This window comes from Bradyrhizobium sp. CB82, assembly GCF_029714405.1.
Lineage (GTDB): Bacteria > Pseudomonadota > Alphaproteobacteria > Rhizobiales > Xanthobacteraceae > Bradyrhizobium.
The window spans coordinates 7,434,783-7,452,286 of the sequence record NZ_CP121650.1; the positions used below are offsets into that span (position 1 = coordinate 7,434,783).

Annotated in this window: 10 protein-coding genes and 1 pseudogene; 4 read left to right on the forward strand and 7 right to left on the reverse strand. The window is 58.8% G+C overall.

Features of this window, described 5'->3' with window-relative positions; translation table 11 throughout:
* Window positions 1-454 precede the first annotated feature (454 nt).
* Complete coding sequence (locus tag QA640_RS35945) at window positions 455-2,170, forward strand: outer membrane beta-barrel protein (RefSeq protein WP_283037516.1); 1,716 nt, start codon at window positions 455-457, stop codon at window positions 2,168-2,170.
* 235 nt (window positions 2,171-2,405) lie between these two features.
* Here the strand turns inward: QA640_RS35945 and QA640_RS35950 are convergent.
* Window positions 2,406-2,528, reverse strand: a pseudogene (locus QA640_RS35950) (IS3 family transposase); the annotation flags it as partial.
* Window positions 2,529-5,771: 3,243 nt separating this feature from the next.
* On the opposite strand from QA640_RS35950, the gene hemN reads away from it, so the two are divergent.
* The 3 genes from hemN to QA640_RS35970 all read left to right on the forward strand — a co-directional run bounded on the left by hemN (window position 5,772) and on the right by QA640_RS35970 (window position 11,403).
* On the forward strand, window positions 5,772-7,103 hold the full coding sequence (hemN, locus tag QA640_RS35955; RefSeq protein ID WP_283037517.1) for an oxygen-independent coproporphyrinogen III oxidase: 1,332 nt from the start codon (window positions 5,772-5,774) through the stop codon (window positions 7,101-7,103).
* A 1,055-nt stretch (window positions 7,104-8,158) separates the two neighbouring features.
* Window positions 8,159-8,398, forward strand: coding sequence for a hypothetical protein (locus QA640_RS35960; RefSeq protein WP_283037518.1), 240 nt, complete (start codon window positions 8,159-8,161; stop codon window positions 8,396-8,398).
* A 1,841-nt stretch (window positions 8,399-10,239) separates the two neighbouring features.
* The gene (locus tag QA640_RS35970; protein WP_283037520.1) at window positions 10,240-11,403 is read left to right on the forward strand and encodes a glycoside hydrolase family 18 protein; all 1,164 of its coding nucleotides are present in this window, start codon (window positions 10,240-10,242) and stop codon (window positions 11,401-11,403) included.
* A gap of 416 nt (window positions 11,404-11,819) precedes the next feature.
* On the opposite strand, the gene QA640_RS35975 is transcribed toward QA640_RS35970, so the two are convergent.
* The 6 genes from QA640_RS35975 to QA640_RS36000 all read right to left on the reverse strand — a co-directional run bounded on the left by QA640_RS35975 (window position 11,820) and on the right by QA640_RS36000 (window position 17,469).
* The gene (locus QA640_RS35975) at window positions 11,820-12,059 is read right to left on the reverse strand and encodes a hypothetical protein (protein ID WP_283037521.1); all 240 of its coding nucleotides are present in this window, start codon (window positions 12,057-12,059) and stop codon (window positions 11,820-11,822) included.
* A gap of 863 nt (window positions 12,060-12,922) precedes the next feature.
* Window positions 12,923-13,300, reverse strand: coding sequence for a hypothetical protein (locus tag QA640_RS35980; protein ID WP_283037522.1), 378 nt, complete (start codon window positions 13,298-13,300; stop codon window positions 12,923-12,925).
* A 568-nt stretch (window positions 13,301-13,868) separates the two neighbouring features.
* Window positions 13,869-14,075, reverse strand: coding sequence for a LuxR C-terminal-related transcriptional regulator (locus QA640_RS35985; RefSeq protein WP_283037523.1), 207 nt, complete (start codon window positions 14,073-14,075; stop codon window positions 13,869-13,871).
* A gap of 51 nt (window positions 14,076-14,126) precedes the next feature.
* Window positions 14,127-15,350 (reverse strand): ABC transporter permease, encoded by a 1,224-nt coding sequence (locus tag QA640_RS35990; protein ID WP_283037524.1) that lies wholly within the window; start codon window positions 15,348-15,350, stop codon window positions 14,127-14,129.
* Window positions 15,347-16,069: an ABC transporter ATP-binding protein gene (locus tag QA640_RS35995; protein WP_283037525.1), complete on the reverse strand. Its 723-nt coding sequence runs from the start codon at window positions 16,067-16,069 to the stop codon at window positions 15,347-15,349. Before QA640_RS35995 ends, QA640_RS35990 begins: the two co-directional genes overlap by 4 nt.
* Window positions 16,066-17,469: an efflux RND transporter periplasmic adaptor subunit gene (locus tag QA640_RS36000; RefSeq protein WP_283037526.1), complete on the reverse strand. Its 1,404-nt coding sequence runs from the start codon at window positions 17,467-17,469 to the stop codon at window positions 16,066-16,068. The genes QA640_RS35995 and QA640_RS36000 overlap by 4 nt, the downstream gene beginning before the upstream one ends.
* Between the last annotated feature and the right edge of the window lie 35 nt (window positions 17,470-17,504).

A 17,504-nucleotide genomic window follows, 5' to 3' on the forward strand; every position in this document is an offset into this window, starting at 1 on the left:
GGCGTGCAGGGCGGATACAACGGTCAATGCTCAACCAAACGAAGCACAGCGCGGATCCTTGAGGATGCGCGCAGCGGGAGCTTTTGAAATCAGACCGAACCTGTACGAGCACCGTGACCCAGGTCGAGGTTGAACGCCCAAATTAACGCGCGTCTGCCTCTTGAGGCTGTTCGAATCGCAACGCCCTGTCGGAAGAAAGTAACGCAGCTGTCAGTCTTAAGACAAACGTCAGCAACGTGACGCTATACGTCGCGACGAAGTGCCTGCATAGCCTACGAATTCACTTCGGCACGCGACTTGCTCTCTTTGCGGCATCATCACCAATCGCAGGCGATGGTCTTCGGGACGGACTCGGCGCGTGTCGCTGTTAGCGTCTGGTCCGCCCCAACGGTTTGCTGCGGCGATAACTTAAGGGCGCTCGGTCGTGGGCCGAGAAAAAGCAGGGAAGTGTTGGATGCGATCTGGAGTTCTCCGTTTAGGAGTCACGACAATTGCGCTCGTCGCAAGCGGTGCAGCGAATGCGGCAGATCTTGAGCCAGAAGTGAAACTGCCACCTGCGGTGTGGAACTGGTCCGGAGGTTATATTGGCGGGCATCTCGGCGGCGGCTACGGCCAAACTTCCTTCAGCAACCCCTACGGTCCGTCAATCTATGGCGGTGTCGTCGATACTCCAGTGTTCCTCGCAGGTGGCCAGGTCGGCTACAATTGGCAGAAGAATGGCTGGGTGTTTGGCGTCGAACTCGATGCCAGCGGTGCTGTCTCCGATGGCACGAATACTTGCCTCGCCGCCTCCGGCTTTGTCGTGAGTGCAAACTGCAAGGCAAGTCCCAGCGTCTTTGCCACCGCGACCGGCCGCGTCGGTTACGCGTTTGGCGCCTTGGGCCGCACGCTGGCCTATCTCAAGGGAGGCGTGGCTTGGCAAAACAATCGGGGCGACATCCTCAATAATAACGAGTTTGAGGGCCGTTGGCGGCAGGAGAAAGCCCATTTCGATTATGGTCGCTTCGGTGGCATCATCGGGCTGGGCGTAGAGCAAGCGCTTACGCCTGCATGGTCGGTCAAAGCTGAGTATGACTATCTGCATTTCGGCGGACCGAGTGTCGCGACTCCTTCCACCTTGCAATATCCGCCGTTCGCAATTCTTCCGCCGAACACAACGTCCCTGTCCAGCGACTACCACATCGGAAAGATCGGATTGAACTACCATTTTGGCGTCGCCCCATGGACGGCGCACTGGTCGGATGCGCCGCTGTACGCGAAAGAACTCGCCAACGCGCCGCCGATTCTTTACACAGCCGGTTGGTCCTTCGAAGGCGGATCGCGGCTCTGGCTCAGCCGGGGACGATTCCAATGGGACGCCAGCGCCGTGCCCGATGAGATCGCGACTGGAGATCCTAACATTCTTATATCAAGGCTCACCTACCACGGCCTCGACGGACTTTCCGGGGAATTATTTGGCCGACTTGACAACCCGTGGGGAGTGTTCCTGAAGAGCAACGTTGGCATCGGGCGCTTCAACAAAGGAAACATGAACGATGAAGATTGGGGCCTTGTCCGTGGCGGCCTCTCCTATGTCAACACGATATCAGGGCAGGCAAACGGAAGGTTCACCTACTACACGGCCGACGTAGGTTACGATTTCCTGCGCGGCGCCAACTACAAGGTCGGGGGCTTTATCGGCTGGACCTACTATGAACAGAGCTCCGACTCCATCGGATGTGTAGAGATCGCCAACCCGACGAGGTCATGCTTGCGGGCTGGTGACGACACGGTCGTTGTTAGCCAGAATGCTCAGTGGAACGCACCTCGCGTCGGCGTGAGCGCCGAGACCATGTTGACCGAGCGCTGGCGCTTAAACACCGACGTCGCTTACCTGCCCTGGACCGACTTTAAAGGGCGTGACAATCATCTCTTGCGCCCGACGACCACTTTCATTGATCAACGTGGCAATGGTGGCGGGGGCGTCCAGCTCGAAGGCGTGTTGTCCTACTTCATTACCAAGAACTTTAGCGTCGGCGTCGGCGGGCGTTATTGGACGATGTGGACTAAAAAAGACAGCGAAGCGACATGCACAGGCTGTGATGGCCCGGGAATCAATGGGACTCAGTTTTCGAAGTTCAGCATGGAGCGTTGGGGTACATTCTTTCAAGCCTCTTATAAGTTGAACTGAAAAGGGCCCAGACAGCCTTCTGGGCGACCATCCTGAAGCCTGCGGGTTACCATCGGCATCCGCCGCCAATTTTGGCGTCAGCGCAAGTGTATGGCATGATCACGCTTCACAGAGGCGATCCGCCTGAGTAAAGACGCGTGACGTGCCAACAGAATGGTGGTCGATCCTTTGACTAGTTCGAAGAACGGCAGCGAAGAGAAGTGGGACGCATGGATGATGATCACTCCGTCGAGCCTTGCTGGACGCAGGCGTTGCCCAATTCGAGCTGCTTTAACCGTCGCATCTCGGTCGGCAGCAGTCCGTCATACATCTTCTTCCAGTTGAAATAAGGCCCCTGGCTGACCCCGGCCTTGGGGCACTAGCGAAGAGCTTGCGCTACGCGTCTGAAGCAAGGATTCCTGAAGGCGCGCGCTGAGATTTGCTGCATTGGCCAGCGCTGACGTTGCACCACCAAGCGACGAGCTCCGACTAGAGCAGGCCGTTTGGACTGATCGGCCGGTCATAGACCAGGAAGCTCTCCTCGCCGGAGAATGACGGATGTCGTTGGTGATACGTCGGCGAAGCCGATCTTCGGCTTGGGTCCTCGAGAGGCGAAGATCAAGTTCTTGGGCCGACCGCCGGCACGCGCGCGAGGACGAAAGGCGAAGATCGAGTGAGGCGCGTGCGGGCATGCGAGAACAGGTTCTATCAGAGAGATGCGGGTAGCCGTCGTTGACGATCGTGAAATCCACGTCTGCATCGGCCTCTTGCCGTAGCACTGACGGCCTAATGCGGGCTCGCGCGCCTGTCGGACATCGGCACACCAGTGCATCGGCCGCAGCTCGTCTCCATCAACGTCACCATCGACCCGGATGCGGTATCCGCTACCGAGATCAATCTCGATGATGCCCTAGCTCCTCTGTCGACGCGCCGGCCGCTTCGGCCTCATCCCGCGGAGGCACATACGGCCCAATCTCGACCGGCACAAACGTACGCTACACCTTACGCCACTTCTGGATGAGGCGGACGTTCACGTTCTTATATTGATAGCAGTCGAGAGTGCATCCAACGCATCATGCGGTCGCCGTCTGGATCGGAACCTATAGGGGAAAGCTTGTGACCCATTTCGCCGTCGCGTGGGTTGCTAGGCTGTGCGTGAGGCGATGCGTGAGGAGCATCACCTGGTGCGCGAATAGCGTGAACGCGCCCTCTCCCTGAGGCACCCTGTGGTGGGGGCATCGGTTAGGAGTACACGACATCAGATTGCCAGATTTCACTGGTCCTCATGCGTCAACCAAAAGATGCAAGGCGAGCCATGCAGAAGGACCCACGCGATCCGCGTTGGATGCCGGAAACCTCGATCGACGCGGGGCTGAGGCTCACCATCAGCTTTGTCGAAGCCAACATCGCCTCTTATCGGGCATATTTAACGAAGGTCCGTCGGCAGCCGACATGCGCATACACAGATTGGAAATATGCGGCCTCCCATGCCGCGCGCCGGGCGCGGCGATGGAGGCCGACCGGTCACCTGCTACAAGCACTCAAGCCATAAAAACTCCCAGTCCAAGCCCGCGCGTCGGAATGCGCTCTGCCCGGTGGATGCGTGCCCGAGCGGTACACCGGGGTCCACAACCCTTGCTTGATGAAGATCTTCCATTGCACTCTTTTAGTGCTTCGATTAAAAGCGCGAAATTCGGGAGATTTCGGAAATGAACGACAACAGTTCATCGGCGATACGTGAGTTGCAAAACCTTCGGCTCATGCAGGCATTTCTCCGGATCCACGACCAAACGCGCCGGCTAGCACTGCTGCAGGTGGTCGAAGCAGTTGCCGGTCCAGCCCTCGACCAGGGTTCTCACGGCAGTTTGGGCCCGCAAGACTTACCGTCTCCGACGACATTTCCGGAGAAGCCGACTTAAGCGGTCGGGATCGTCTCCATCGTTTCTGCAACCCTGGTCTCCGACCGCTTGTGCCTGACAACGCGATTTAAGCGCCTCCCGCCACGTTCGCATTGGGCGCGCCCGCTGCCTCTGGCGCGGAGGGCTCTGAAATCCAACTGCCGCTCAAGCGCCCCTCGCTCTTTACTAACGCGTTAAGACCATCGCCTGGCAGGCGTCAGCGAAACGTGTGACCCTGACCATGGTCGCGAGATCTCTTTGAATCACAATGAAGCCGGAGCACTCGCGCACTGGATTTCAGCCAGGGTCACTCCTTCATGTTGCGCTCGATGTGCGAAGAATGCGCGGGGGAACCGCGATCTGGGCGCCGGCCAAACTCCTCGAAGAGATCGGAGGAATGGACTGAGATTCTGCACACGTAAACCCAGCTCAAGCGGCCTGCTTGTTTCAAATGCACTAAACCAAGGCCGCTCGGCTTTGGGAGCTGCCAAATCCGGTAGGCTGGAGCACGAAAGCACTCGGATTCGCCGCAATGGAGCTGAACTAGCGTTTCGCCTTCAGCCCCTACCGTACACCATCGCCCGAGCTATCAATCAGGTCTACCACAAAGCGAGCAGTTAGGAGCAGCTATCAGATCACGTCAATGAAGTAAGAAGTCTGGCACGCGCCGTCTGTTGGCGCTGCGAATTGTCGGATTCACGACGAAGCATCTGTGAGCTGCAGACACGAAATCCACTTCAACCCCCATTTTTTGGTTCAGCTGGCTGGCACGGTTGTTGCCAACATTTCGAAAGTCAAACTAGGAAAACTACGATGTTGCGATTGTCCGCGATCTTGCCGCTCGCCGCGCTCCTGCTTGTCCGGCCAGCATTAGGCGAGCAGAACAACAGACTGACACCACGCAATCTCGGCGGCGCGACAGTGACCGAGTTTGTCGGAAAATGGTCTAATGAGGATCAGAGCACCGGTATCATCACGCACATACTTGTCGACCAGCAGTTCGACAAAGTCCTTGTTCGCGCATGGAGCAGATGCCTTCCGACCGACTGCGATTGGGGCACCGCGCGGACGGAGAGTTCCGAGGCCTACTATGGAATCATAGAGGTTGAATGGCACTCTATGTCCTCAGTTCGATCCGCAATCTTGACGCTTGGAGAACGTGATCGATTGCGAGTAAAGACGAAAGTTTACTTCACCGACAACTCGGGCAGATCGGATTACTCTTTTGTTGAAAATCTCGTCCGAGTGCCTGAGGAGGCCTCCCGCAAGCGCGGCTACTCGCCCGCTAGCGCCCTCAAGACCACGAGTTCAATTTTTGGCTCAACAAGAGCGGCTGATCTGTCGTCGCCGTCGAGCAGCTTATGCCCCTCTATCCGAAGGCGCTTGCTCGCTTCGTGTAAATTCGGCTCCGGCTCGACAGCGATTGCATCGAGGCCAGAGCTCGATAGTTCATCACCCCTTTTAATGCTCACTCATCGTAAGCGGCGCTTAAGACCGGGCGAAGGATCCGGGGCACTGAAATTTGGCGAGGACACTGGCGGTAAGGAGAGTCAGGATCGGTCACAAACAGACTTTCATCGGTTAGACGCTGGCGAGCACTCTGCCAGCCAGGGAGCGAGAAGAGAGAGCATAGCACGCGAACGACGATTTTTGCGTCATTGCACTGTGCTGAATCTACGGCGATTGCAGCTAAGGCCGCGAGTGCAGGCACGGGATAGTAACCATTGCAGTCGCCAATCTTAAAAAAGTACGGTGACTCCCAGTCGCCTTGGTACACGATCTATCCAACGGTATCCCAGTTCTCCGCTGTGGTCGGTGCCAAGGCTTATGAGGAGTGGCTGAGGCGCCTGGCGCCCTGCGAGCCTGTGTCGCTCTACTTCCACATTCCGTTCTGCCGGTCGATTTGCTGGTATTGTGGCTTTCCAACCGCCATGACTCTGCAGGACGCACCTATTCTTGATTATTTGACCGTGCTGCGTGAAGAGATCCGTTTGGTCGCGGAGAAAGTACCCAAAGAACTACCTGTGAGCGACGTACATTTCGGCGGCGGAACGCCAACCCTCATCAAGCCAGCGGAGTTCCTGGATTTGATGAGACTTTTACGTCTCAACTTCGCATTCAGCAGATCTGCAACCATCGCCATTGAGATAGATCCGCGTGCATTCACGGCAGAGATGGCCGAGGCCTTAGGCGCAGCCGGAGTGAGCCGCGCGAGCCTTGGCGTGCAGAGTTTTGATCCCATTGTTCAAAGGGCCATCAACCGAGTTCAGAGTGAGGCGCAGACGGCGGCTGCAGTCAAAAATCTACGCGAGCATGAAATAAGCGGTATTAACTTCGATCTCATCTACGGTCTTCCAAGGCAGACGGTGCAGTCGTGCGTACGGACTGCGACACTAGCTGCGGGCATGCGCCCAGACAGGCTTGCGGTTTTCAGCTACGCACACATTCCTTCATTCAAGAAGAATCAGCGCCTGATCGACGAGGCGGAGTTGCCAGATAATGGCGCCCGCGCGGAACAGGCCGCGGCCGTGGCCGATACGCTAGTCGCCGCCGGCTATCGCCAAGTTGGACTCGACCATTTCGCCTTGCCTGAGGACGAGCTCGCGCTGGTGCAGAAAGCCGGTCGCCTGCGGCGGAACTCATTGGGCTACTCGGCAGATACCTGTAGGACCCTGATCGGCTTCGGGCCGTCGGCTGTTGGGCGATTGGGGGACGGCTACGTCCAGAACGAAGTTACTGAGGGTCCTTACAGCCGGCAGATCAGAGCTGGCCGTCTGGCGACATTCAAGGGCTGTTACCTCACTTCGGAAGATCGCGTCCGAGGCGCCATCATCGAGCGGCTGATGTGTGATCTGGAGGCCGACGTGCCGGCAATCTGTGCCGCCCACGGATTTGATCCAATTTCTTTCGATTCAGCTGAACGCTTGGCGCTCCTCGCTGAAGACGGGATAGTGGACATCGAAGACGGTTTGATCCGCGTAAGGCAGGAACATCGCTTTCTGATTCGATCTGTTGCTGCCGCCTTCGACGCTTATCCATACCGCGCACCCAGTTAGCATAGCCTCCCTCAACAGGCCGAACTATTTGACGCCATTCCGAAGCTCATTCCGGTCGCGTCGCGCAAGGGTCTCGCACAGAGAGGATGGATACGCACAGGCCGCCTCATTTACTCTGAGAAAAGCGCGTACATTCACCGGATGGTAGCGTATGCCTCTCTCCTCTAGCCGGCTCCATTGTGCCCTACTGAAAAAATTTGTGGACAGGAGCATACGAAATCCTGCTCGTGGCAGATAGGGCCCGCTAAGGCCGCGTCGTGGCGAAACGCCCAAGCATTCATCATTGTGTTCGCTTCTCCAGCCTGAGTGATCTCTGGCAATTCATCTACTAGTGCGGCACGCAAGGATTGCGCGTTGAGAATGGATTGAAAAATTCCGATAGATTTTCGATTGCGAAGCGAGAGGGAGTGTTCCGAGCGGAGCACGAGGAGAGATCGAAGGACTCCTTTTAAGACGGCCGACACGACCTGAGGAAGGACAAACTTAGAAGGTTTTCTTTAGCGCGTCGTCGGGAGCGCTCTATTGCCCTCCCCCGCTCCAGAGTTCCTTCCGCTCAATTGCCGAAATCTGCTCAGGTGAAACTGTTCGACCCGACCGACGAATTCCTGGCGGAAGAGCTCGCCGATTTGCCGTGATGCGTGGAGGAACGGGTCCACAGATCCAAGCGATCGAATATATCAGGTCGGCTTTAAGCCTTCGGAATCGGAAACCATCGGCCATGCACTAGGCGGAGATTAGCAGAGCGACTTGGGCTCCTAGCGGTTCTGTCTCGAAGGCCAGAAGCATCAACGTCTGCGCAATCGAACGCGAGCTGGCGCATAAATGCTGCGGAAGATGGTCGAAAAACGCACGATGCGATCGCAATCATAGGACTAACTTCACCGCTCCTGGACGGGGAGCGCGTTGTTAGCAGCGACTGGCCGACATGCACCGTGGAGAGGCAATTTAAGCAGTCTTCGCGGTACGTGGCGGCAGATTCGTTCTCTTCGTACTGAGTTTGCGCGCCGAAAATGAATTTCATTTGATCCATAGATTAGTCGGTCAAGAGAAGTGAAATGGCCATCTACAAAGACGCGAGCTATCTGCAACAATCTTCCAGCGAAGCTTTTGATCAGGATTACGGGCCCGGAGCCGCAGCTCCCCACGCCGGAATTTACCAGTGCATGGGCTGTCATCGCGAGATCGGTATTGCAGCAGGCAACGTGTTGCCGACGCTAGGACATCACGCACACACCACGTCACAAGGATCGATCCGGTGGCGTTTGATTGTCTACGCTGACCATAAGCCAAAATAGTGTGACAAGCGAAGTCCGGTGAAAGCCGGACGGCGTTTACGAGCGTATCGCGACTGAATCTTGTCACTCGGTCGCTGAGGACTCGTGGTCGTTGGCAAGTTTGAGCGAAAGTCCAATGAACCCGCTTGTCCGCGTACACGAGACAGCCAGGATAGCCTCGATTTCAGCCAAAGGTCGGACATGTTCGACGTGTATCTAAACGATAAACATGATCTGCTGGTTGTTCCACAGGGAGCTCCGCTGCCTGCCACGGGTTCGCTCGCGAAGTGGCGAAAAAAGAAGACACGGGTATTCGGCGTCAGTCACGAGATCAGGCTAGCTATTCAGGAGCAAGGCTATTACATGCGAAAGGCGAGCGATTTCGGTAAACATTAGGAAGACCACTATCGCCGATTAAAGCAAGTCGACGAACCCACGCACCACGTAGCTGGAATGGCCGGTCGGAAGCCGCGGTGTGGCCGGACGCGGCCTTATTCTTCTTCGCTTTGCGAGACCAGCTGCACATCGCGCACGTGCGGAACGATTTTGGATTGATGTAGCCTCGCTCAGATGGAAAGTTCGAAAGCTTGGCCTGTCGCTATGTGAGCGGCAATCGTTTCAGTACCTATGCGCGCCCGTGACTGAAAGCAATTCGGAACTGACTGGCCATTCGCCCTCGCAGGACATAGCGGTGGGCGGTGGCTTGGGAAATTGAGTTGTGCAGATCGCTCGGATGATACTGAGGCAGCTTAGCTGCCTCAGATGCGGCGCTTAGCGATCATATATTTCGCCAGTGATGTCTTGAGTATGGCTCAGATGGGATTGCCGGCGATGATGCCCCGTCTTTCTCCTGGAGATTTCTGTTGACCGTCTCATCGAGCGGCGCAAGGTGAGCATCGGCAAGGAGCGCGGACTCTTTATATGGACGATTCATGCGAGACTCCGGGTGATCTGTCTCTATCCCGGACAGCAACGCGCCGGGAAGCGTGCTGAAGTCCAGCGACGGGTTATCCTGCGACGGATCGCGCACAAAGTCAGGACCATCGCGCAACACGGACTCACTATACGGAAGTTTCATGCGAGACCGCGGAAGACGCGTCTGCGCTCCTGCCAGCGTCGCGACGACCTCCGCCGACGGAGCGTCCCTTCGCACTAAGTCAGGACTGTCGCGCAGCGCGGACTCACGATATGGAAGGTTCAGGCGAGACCGCGGAAGACACGTCTGCGCCCCGCCCGGCGACGGGCTGCCCTGCAAATTGCCCGCCCTGTTGAGCGTCCCCGGCGTCCTTAGCGCGCTGAGCTGCTGCTGAAAGTCCGTTGGGCCGTCTTGCCGGCTCGTCCTCTCTTCGCGGATTGGTGACAACCGGTCGGTAGTGTTAACGCGCATACCTCGTCTCCAATTAAGAACCGCCACAGCCGTTCCGGACCCTTAGATAGCAGAGCTGCCTTTCGAGAAGCTGACGAGATCGCTGTCGTGTAGATTGGCTGATCAGAAGATTGCTGGGTCTCACCGGACTGGCACTTCACCGGCCGCCCTATTCGCGAGGACACTACGCCACCGCGCAAGGCGGCCTGACGGCGCGGGCTGTTGGGTATGGACAACCGCTATATCGATCCCAAGTATATCGCGCGTGAATCCGGGTGTCGCGCCGGAGCCGGTTTGAGGCGTTCGGTTGAGAACGAGGGATCAGTTTGATGTCGACAGGTTCGCGGCAGTCGTGCCGGGCGATATCCTGGAGGTCGTCGTGTCATCCGTTGGCGCAAACGAGCAATCCAGCAGAGAGCCTATGGTCTTGAGTCTTGTTAATCGTCGAACATTCGCCGCGGCCGGGTTTTCTACCCTCGTGTGCGGACAAACCTTGATGCAGCAGGGGTGGGCCGCGCAAGTCGGGAGCCCCGTGGTCGCCGGCTATCTGGCCCCTTGGAAGGCCCGGCCAGGCGGTCCGAGCATCAGGACGATCCCAGCTCGCGAGCTGACCCACTTGATGTACGCATTCGGTACCGTCTCGGCAGAAGGACTAGCTGAACTTACGGACCGTTGCCTCGACGCCGGGGCCTGCGACGGGACGGCGCCCCCCGGTCCGTTCGGCGGCAACTTCGCCCAACTCGCCGAATTGAAGCGGAACAATCCGCAGCTTCGGATCCTGATTTCGTTAGGCGGTTGGAGCGGATCGAAATATTTCTCGGTCGCAGCTGCCACGCCGCTCTCGCGCGCGCGATTTGCACAATCCGTCATCGAGGTGTTCTTTCGGCCGTATCCAGGTCTGTTCGATGGCGTCGATGCCGATTGGGAATTTCCCGTCTCAGGAGGACGTCCAGGAAATCTCGCGCACCTTAACGACCGTGGCAATTTCACGCTCCTGATTGCAGAGCTCCGCCGAAAGCTCGCGGACTTTTCCGCGTTGGAGCGCCGGAACCTGGAGCTCACCATCGCGGTGTCGTCCACGCCTGACAAAATTATCAATCTAGAGGCGGCCGCTCTCGCCCGCCTGGTCGACCGAATTAATGTGATGGCCTACGACTATCATGCGGGCTCGGCCTTTGCCGGCTTCAATGCCCCACTGTTCGCCGGTGCCGGAGATCCAAATCCCGACCTCAATGTCGATGCGAGCGTGAACGCCTTGATCCGAGCCGGCGTGCCGCCCGCCAAGGTGACGCTCGGGATGGCCTTCTATGGCCGAGCCGTTGCGGGCGTGACGCAAGAAAAGGGCGGGCTTTTCCAACAGGGGGCTACAGCGAGCGAGGAGTGGGGAGGAAGCGACGGCATCGATTATCGGGATCTCGTTGCCCGGCGACCGGAGGAGCAGGGCTTTCGCCGATATTGGAGCGACGAGGCCCAGGTGCCGTGGCTCTATAACGCCGAACGGCGCTTGTGGATCAGCTACGACGATCCACTCTCCATCGCATGCAAGGCGACGTACGCTCGCGCCCATGCGCTCGCCGGAATCATGGTCTGGGACTTATTCGCCGACGACGGTTCGCTGCTCGCAGCACTCCGCACTCCGCTTGTGCGAAGGTCCGAATAGGAGCGTAGTTACTTTCCTGCTCGGCGTGATCGAGAAGTCGGGCACCGTTGTTTGACAAGCCGCCGACAAGGGCCGCTTTGCGGTTACCAAGATCGCAAGCGATGAATATTTATCCGCGCCGCTGCGCAACGTCGCCTTACGGGCATCGTACTTCCATTCGGGGCAGGTCTTGAGTCTCAAGCAGGCGGTGGGCGTGATGAGCGAAGCGCAGCTCGGCGCCAAGCCAGGCAAAAAGGAGGTGGATGATATCGTCGCATTCCTTCGCCAACCGGGCAGCTACCAAAGATCAAATACCCGATCTTGTCGGTGCGGACCGACCCAACGCCGCCTCTTTCGGCCAGCAATAGACGGGCATTTGCTCTCATCACTGGACTGTCGTCAGCAATTTAAGGCACTCTCAGTCGTAAAGCGCATGCTCACTCTAAAAGCATGGTCAGTTTGACGACACCGTCTTCCAACTCGCCACGCGCGAATCTTTCGCGGGCCGCACGCTCCAACTCTTTCCGGTGCTTGTGAAGATAGCTGGAAGCCTGGTCGGGAGTCCGGAATGTCGTCTGAAGTTGGCACAGTTGCCGCTCAGCGCCGATTGCCAGTAGGGAAGTGATTAATTGGCCGTCTTGCGAATTATCTTCAGGCGTGATCCGCACGGACTTCATGTAGCCGTCTCCTAAGACTCGGAAGATCCCAGTTCTTTGGAAAAGCGCCCGCAGACGCGTTCAAAAAAGCAAACGGCTACTGAATAGAGGCAACGTGAGCCTATTAGCACAAGGGCGCCCCTACGCAAATGTTGCCATTCAATCAATGATACAGACGTCGCCAAGGCCTTCCGCGAGGCATGGAACCAAAGTGAGTTGTCTCGCAATTCACTCGCCGCCGCCTTCGGCCTATAGGCGCGAAAGGCAGCGCTTAGCGACAACGCAACATACAGCCGTGCAAAACAAAGTGTTCTGACACCTTGAAGGCGGATTTGTCTGCCTCACCTTGACACCGCCACGGCGATTGAGCCCGTCAATGAAACTGTATTGGTGCTCGTCAGATCGCAACAAACGCACGACACCGATGATTTTATCGTGAGACCATCACTGGCAAGCGTTTAGCGTGGATTCTGGGAACAATGGTGATCGACGAGAATGGCAGTCAACAGGAAGCAGGAACGTCAGCTCAATAGACTGCGCTCTTGATTGATCGCTGAGAAAATCTGCCAGAGCCCTCCTGGCGGGATCGGGAGCGTTTCGATGACCAGGATAGAGGTCTCGAAGAAGGACCTCGAACGTATCGCGCTTCAGGAAATCTGCAGCTTTCCGGGTACAGAACAGGTGATTTCTGTCGAAATAGAATCTGCGGCTGACCGGCCTTAAGGCATGAATTGGATCCTTCACGTCACGGCGCGGGACAAAGCGGATCTTGATCGCATCCAGTACGCTGCGAGAACGACGACTGAGCGATTGAAGCGCCGGTATAGCCTTGAGGCTAACTCTTAGCGGTGCGCTCTTGGCAGTTCTTGGCATGCGAAGAGAATTCATTGATCGAAGGCAAGACGACGCTGCCCTGCGCTGGTCGCCCGATGTGAATGAACGATGCGCTGAACGACGCGCTTGTTTACCGGCGCGGTCTGGCGGGTCGCGGCAGGAGCGGATAGCGGCCCCGTTTCAGACGCTTGGCGCGGCAGGTCTTCGAATCGTTCGGCCGCCGCTGGAGCAGCAGGCTGCAGCGGATTCGATGTGTCGAACACGATCTTTTCCGGAAGAACTCGCGCCGAGTGAATCCGAATAATCGTCCGATCGATCTCTTGGTCGTCGGCCTGAGCCACAGTCGCTGCTGGAAGGTAGCGATCGGCGATGAAGAGAAGGATTAGGAGCAAAGCGCCGGTGAACAGAAAATATCGAATGATTAGCATAGGTCCTCGCTGACAACTCGCGTCAACGGGAAAATCCGGCAATGGTTCCGGCGCTCTACTATAAGTCTTTCGGGCGCAGTACTGCTCGTGGGTGCCCGTGGCTGGGAGACCGATTGCGCGCCCCGCCTGTCCACGTTGTCGGCTATCGGCCGAGCGTGACCGTTTGGGCACGCCGCAGAAATACGCCAGTTACCGCTGAGTTACTGCCCGATCCCAGCAAACCAAGACTGACGGCCCCGCCGGCTTGAACCGGCATCGTAGCGACTTACCAAATCATGGCTGTAATCGCGAGCGGGCCTGCAGCCGCCACTAACGAAACGAGCCAATGCCCCGCGAGATCAGAATGTACGCTGCGTACAGATCTGGTTTGCGGGTACCGGCATCGCCGTTGCGCTTCGCAGTGAGCTCCAAAGCCCGACATTCCGACACGACTCTCATCGTCAGCCCGCCAGCAATACACTGCGAATCTCATGCAAAACGAACGTGGGGGTGCCGCCTCGCCGGCGTCGCATCGACTCGCGGGCCGGAGTGTTTGACCAAAGCGAGGTCGCCGTTGCCGCATGCATGACTAAGGCGCCTGGAGCGCGTAGATGACTGCAATCTGGGTACGGTTCTGCAGATTGTATTTGCGTATGATATTGCTGACATGCGCACGCACGGTGTTTTCCGAAATCTGGAGTTCACAGGCGATGTTCTTGTTCTGCATGCCGCGGGCAATCAGCATCATGAGTTCGCGCTCACGCGGCGTGGGTGTGACGGTTACCTTTGTGTTCATGATCAATTTTCCCGTGGCATGAGGTTGATGTGACCATCTCGGCATTATTTCTCACTCCACCTTGAGCGCTTCGATCGGACTGAGCTTGGAAGCCATGTGGGCGGGATAGAACCCGAAGATCACACCGGTCATGGCTGAAAATCCGACGGCAAGGCCAATCGACCGCACGTCGATCGCAGTGATCCAGCCGGCCAATCGCGCCACCGTCATCGACAGCGTGATGCCGCCGACGACGCCGATGGCGCCACCAAGAAGACAAAGGACGAGAGCTTCACAAAGAAATTGCAAACGAATATCGCGCATCCGGCCACCGAGGGCGCGGCGAATTCCGATCTCTCGGGTACGTTCAGTGACGGAAACGATCATCACGTTCATGATGCTGATGCCGCCGACGAGGAGCGAGACCGAGGCGATCGCGAACAGCAGCAGCGCCACGGTGCGGATGGCGCCCTGTTGCGCCTCCATGGCGGCCGCGGGATCCTGCACCTTGAAATCGTCGGCCTGGCCGGCGGGAATCCTGTGTCGTTGCCGCAGCAGGCCTTCGATCTCGCTGATCGCGCCCGCCATCTGGGTATCGGAGGCGACCTTGACGAGGATATAGGCGATGGCGTCCCGGTTGATACCGCTTGCGCTGCCGAGAAAGCGCAGCTTGGCCGTGGTCAGTGGAACGAAGGCGACATCGTCCTGCGAGGGTCCCTTGCGATCGAGCACGCCGATGACTTCGAGCGGGACCTGCATGATCCGGACTTGCGCGCCGATCGGATCGTCGCCCGGCGCGAACAACTCTTTGGCGGCGGCACTGCCGAGAATGACGATCTTCGCGGCGCTCGCTTCCTCGGCCGCGGAGAAGTATCGACCGGATGACAATTGCCAGTCGCGCACCATGAAGTGCGAGGTGGTCGTGCCGTTGATCGTGGTGTTCCAGTTCTTGCTTTCCCGGATGACTTGCGCTGTGCCAGAGACCGAACCCGCCGCGGTCTGGATCTCCGGAATCTGATCGAGGATCGCCCGCACGTCGCCCTCGGTCATCGTCAGCTTGGTGCCGGCCTTCATGCGAACGGCACCCTGCTGGACCGCGCCCGGCATGATCATCAGCACGTTGGAGCCGATCGAACGGATCTGCTCCTCGACGCGAAGTTGCGCGCCCTTGCCGATGGCGAAGACGGTGACGATCGAGGCCACGCCGATCACGATGCCCAGGATGGTCAGGATGCTGCGCAACGGGTTCAGGCGCAGCGCATGAAGGGCGGTCTGAAGGGCCTGATATGCCGTCATGATGCCCAGACCTTTTTCGGCATTGGATCACGTATCTCATCGGCGACGACCTCGCCGTCATGCAGGCGGATGGTTCGTTCGCAGCGCGCGGCCACGCTGGAATCGTGCGTGATCATCACGATGGTCTGGCCGCCGTCGTGGAGAGCGTCGAACAGGGCCAGAATCTCGGCGCCGGTCCGGCTGTCCAGCGCGCCGGTCGGCTCGTCCGCGAGCAAGATCGCAGGCGATGCGACGAGGGCCCGCGCGATCGCGATACGCTGCTGCTCGCCGCCGGAGAGCTGTCGCGGAAAATGCCGCGCCCGGTGCAGCATGCCGACCGCCTCAAGGCACTGTTCGGCACGCAACATCCGCTGCTTGTGGCGGATGCCGCCATAAACGAGCGGCAGCGCCACGTTCTCGAGCGCATTGTGGCGCGCGAGCAGATTGTAGGATTGGAACACGAAGCCGATGCTGTGCGCGCGCAATTCGGACCTGCGGTCATCAGGCAGGTCGGCGACGTCGCCGCCTTCCAGGAGGATCTCGCCCTCGCTCGGACGATCGAGTAGTCCGATCATGTTCATCAGGGTCGATTTCCCTGACCCCGAAGGGCCCATGATGGCAAGGCTTTCGCCGCGCCGGATGTCGAAGCTGACGGCGCGCACCGCGGTCACCGCGACACCGTCGGTCCGGAAGGTGCGACAGACCGATCTGAGGCTGACGAGTGCGGGGAGGGCTGTCATGACCCGAACCTTATTCCAAGCAGTTCCATGCCCGCGGGCCGGATCGCCTGACCGACCGCCACCTGGCTGCCTTCGGTCAGGTCGCCGCTTTTGAGCGCGACCTGTTCGGCGCCGTCGGTGCCGACCGTGACAGCGATGCGCTTGAGCGAGCCCGTAGACGTGCGCAGCCATACGCCGTCCCGGCTTTGGGTCGTGGACGGCTGCGTGCCGCTCGGCTGGAAGCGGAGCGCCGCGACCGGCACCTTCAGAACGTCGTCCTGGCGGTCGATCACGATCTTGACGAGCGCGGTCATGCCGGGGAGCAGCGCGCCGTCGAGATTGGAGGTCGACAGCACGACGGTATAGGTGACCACATTTTGCTGCGTCTTGGGCGCCTTGCGGACCTGCCGCACGACTGCCTCGAAGCGGCGGTCCGGATAGGAATCGACCGTGAAGTGCGCGCGCTGGCCGGCGGCGATGCGTCCGATATCTGCCTCGTCGACCTGGGCGTGGATCTCCATGTCCTCGAGCCGGTGCGCCACCAGGAAGGCAGTTCGCGCCTCAAGACCGACCGCGAGGGTCTGTCCCTCGTTGATGAACCGGCCGACGACCACACCGTCAATCGGAGAGCGGATGATGGTGCGGTCGAGATCGGCCTCGGCGGCGCGGAGAATGGCCTCCTTCTCCGGCACGGCTGTCCTCGCCTGCTGGAGCTCGGCCTCGATCCGGCGCAGGTCGGCGGTGGCACCTTCGACGGCGTAGGCGTTCAGGGTCACGAGGACCTCCGCCTCGCGCTCCTGTGCGAGGCGCGCGGTGAAATCGGTCTGCGCGTCCTCGACCGTCGTGGTCGCTACCACGTTCTGCGACTGTAACGCCAGTTTGCGCTGGAGCGTCCGCTGCGCCGAAGCCTTGACCGCCTGGGCGCTGTCCAGTTTGGCCGCCAGCACCGCCCTTGTGCCCTTCGCATTCTCAAGGTCGATCTTGCCGCGGTCGAGCTTGGCTTGCTCCAGCTCGACATTGGCGCGCGCCATCTCGACCGCCGCCTTGGCTTCGTCGACCTTGGCCGCAAAGCTCCGCGAGTCGATCTGTGCCAGCGGCTGGTCCTTCCGCACATTGTCGTTGAAGTCGACGTGGACCTTCGAGATCTGCCCCGACAGTTGCGATCCCACTTCGATCGTCTTCACGGGCTGAAGCGCGCCGGTGACCGTGATCGTCTGTTCGATGCTGCCGCGCTGGATCGAGGCATAGCGGAACATCGGCGGGTCGGAGCCGATGGTCGGAGCTTCCTGCACCATAGACGCGCGATCGACCCTGTTGCCGATCCAGGCAAGGGATGAGCGTGTGCCGCCGGTATCGGCGATAAACGCAACGACGAATACGGCCACGCCGCCCAGCGCGACAATGATTGAACGAAAACGCATTTTGAAAATCTGACCTAAAAATGACGTGGATCATG

Coding starts and splice junctions, on each gene's coding strand:
- QA640_RS35945 (WP_283037516.1), top strand. CDS start 455: ATGCGATCTGGAGTTCTCCGTTTAGGAGTCACGACAATTGCGCTCGTC.
- QA640_RS35960 (WP_283037518.1), top strand. CDS start 8,159: ATGGCCATCTACAAAGACGCGAGCTATCTGCAACAATCTTCCAGCGAA.
- QA640_RS35970 (WP_283037520.1), top strand. CDS start 10,240: ATGCAGCAGGGGTGGGCCGCGCAAGTCGGGAGCCCCGTGGTCGCCGGC.
- QA640_RS35975 (WP_283037521.1), bottom strand. CDS start 12,059: ATGAAGTCCGTGCGGATCACGCCTGAAGATAATTCGCAAGACGGCCAA.
- QA640_RS35980 (WP_283037522.1), bottom strand. CDS start 13,300: ATGCTAATCATTCGATATTTTCTGTTCACCGGCGCTTTGCTCCTAATC.
- QA640_RS35985 (WP_283037523.1), bottom strand. CDS start 14,075: ATGAACACAAAGGTAACCGTCACACCCACGCCGCGTGAGCGCGAACTC.
- QA640_RS35990 (WP_283037524.1), bottom strand. CDS start 15,350: ATGACGGCATATCAGGCCCTTCAGACCGCCCTTCATGCGCTGCGCCTG.
- QA640_RS35995 (WP_283037525.1), bottom strand. CDS start 16,069: ATGACAGCCCTCCCCGCACTCGTCAGCCTCAGATCGGTCTGTCGCACC.
- QA640_RS36000 (WP_283037526.1), bottom strand. CDS start 17,469: ATGCGTTTTCGTTCAATCATTGTCGCGCTGGGCGGCGTGGCCGTATTC.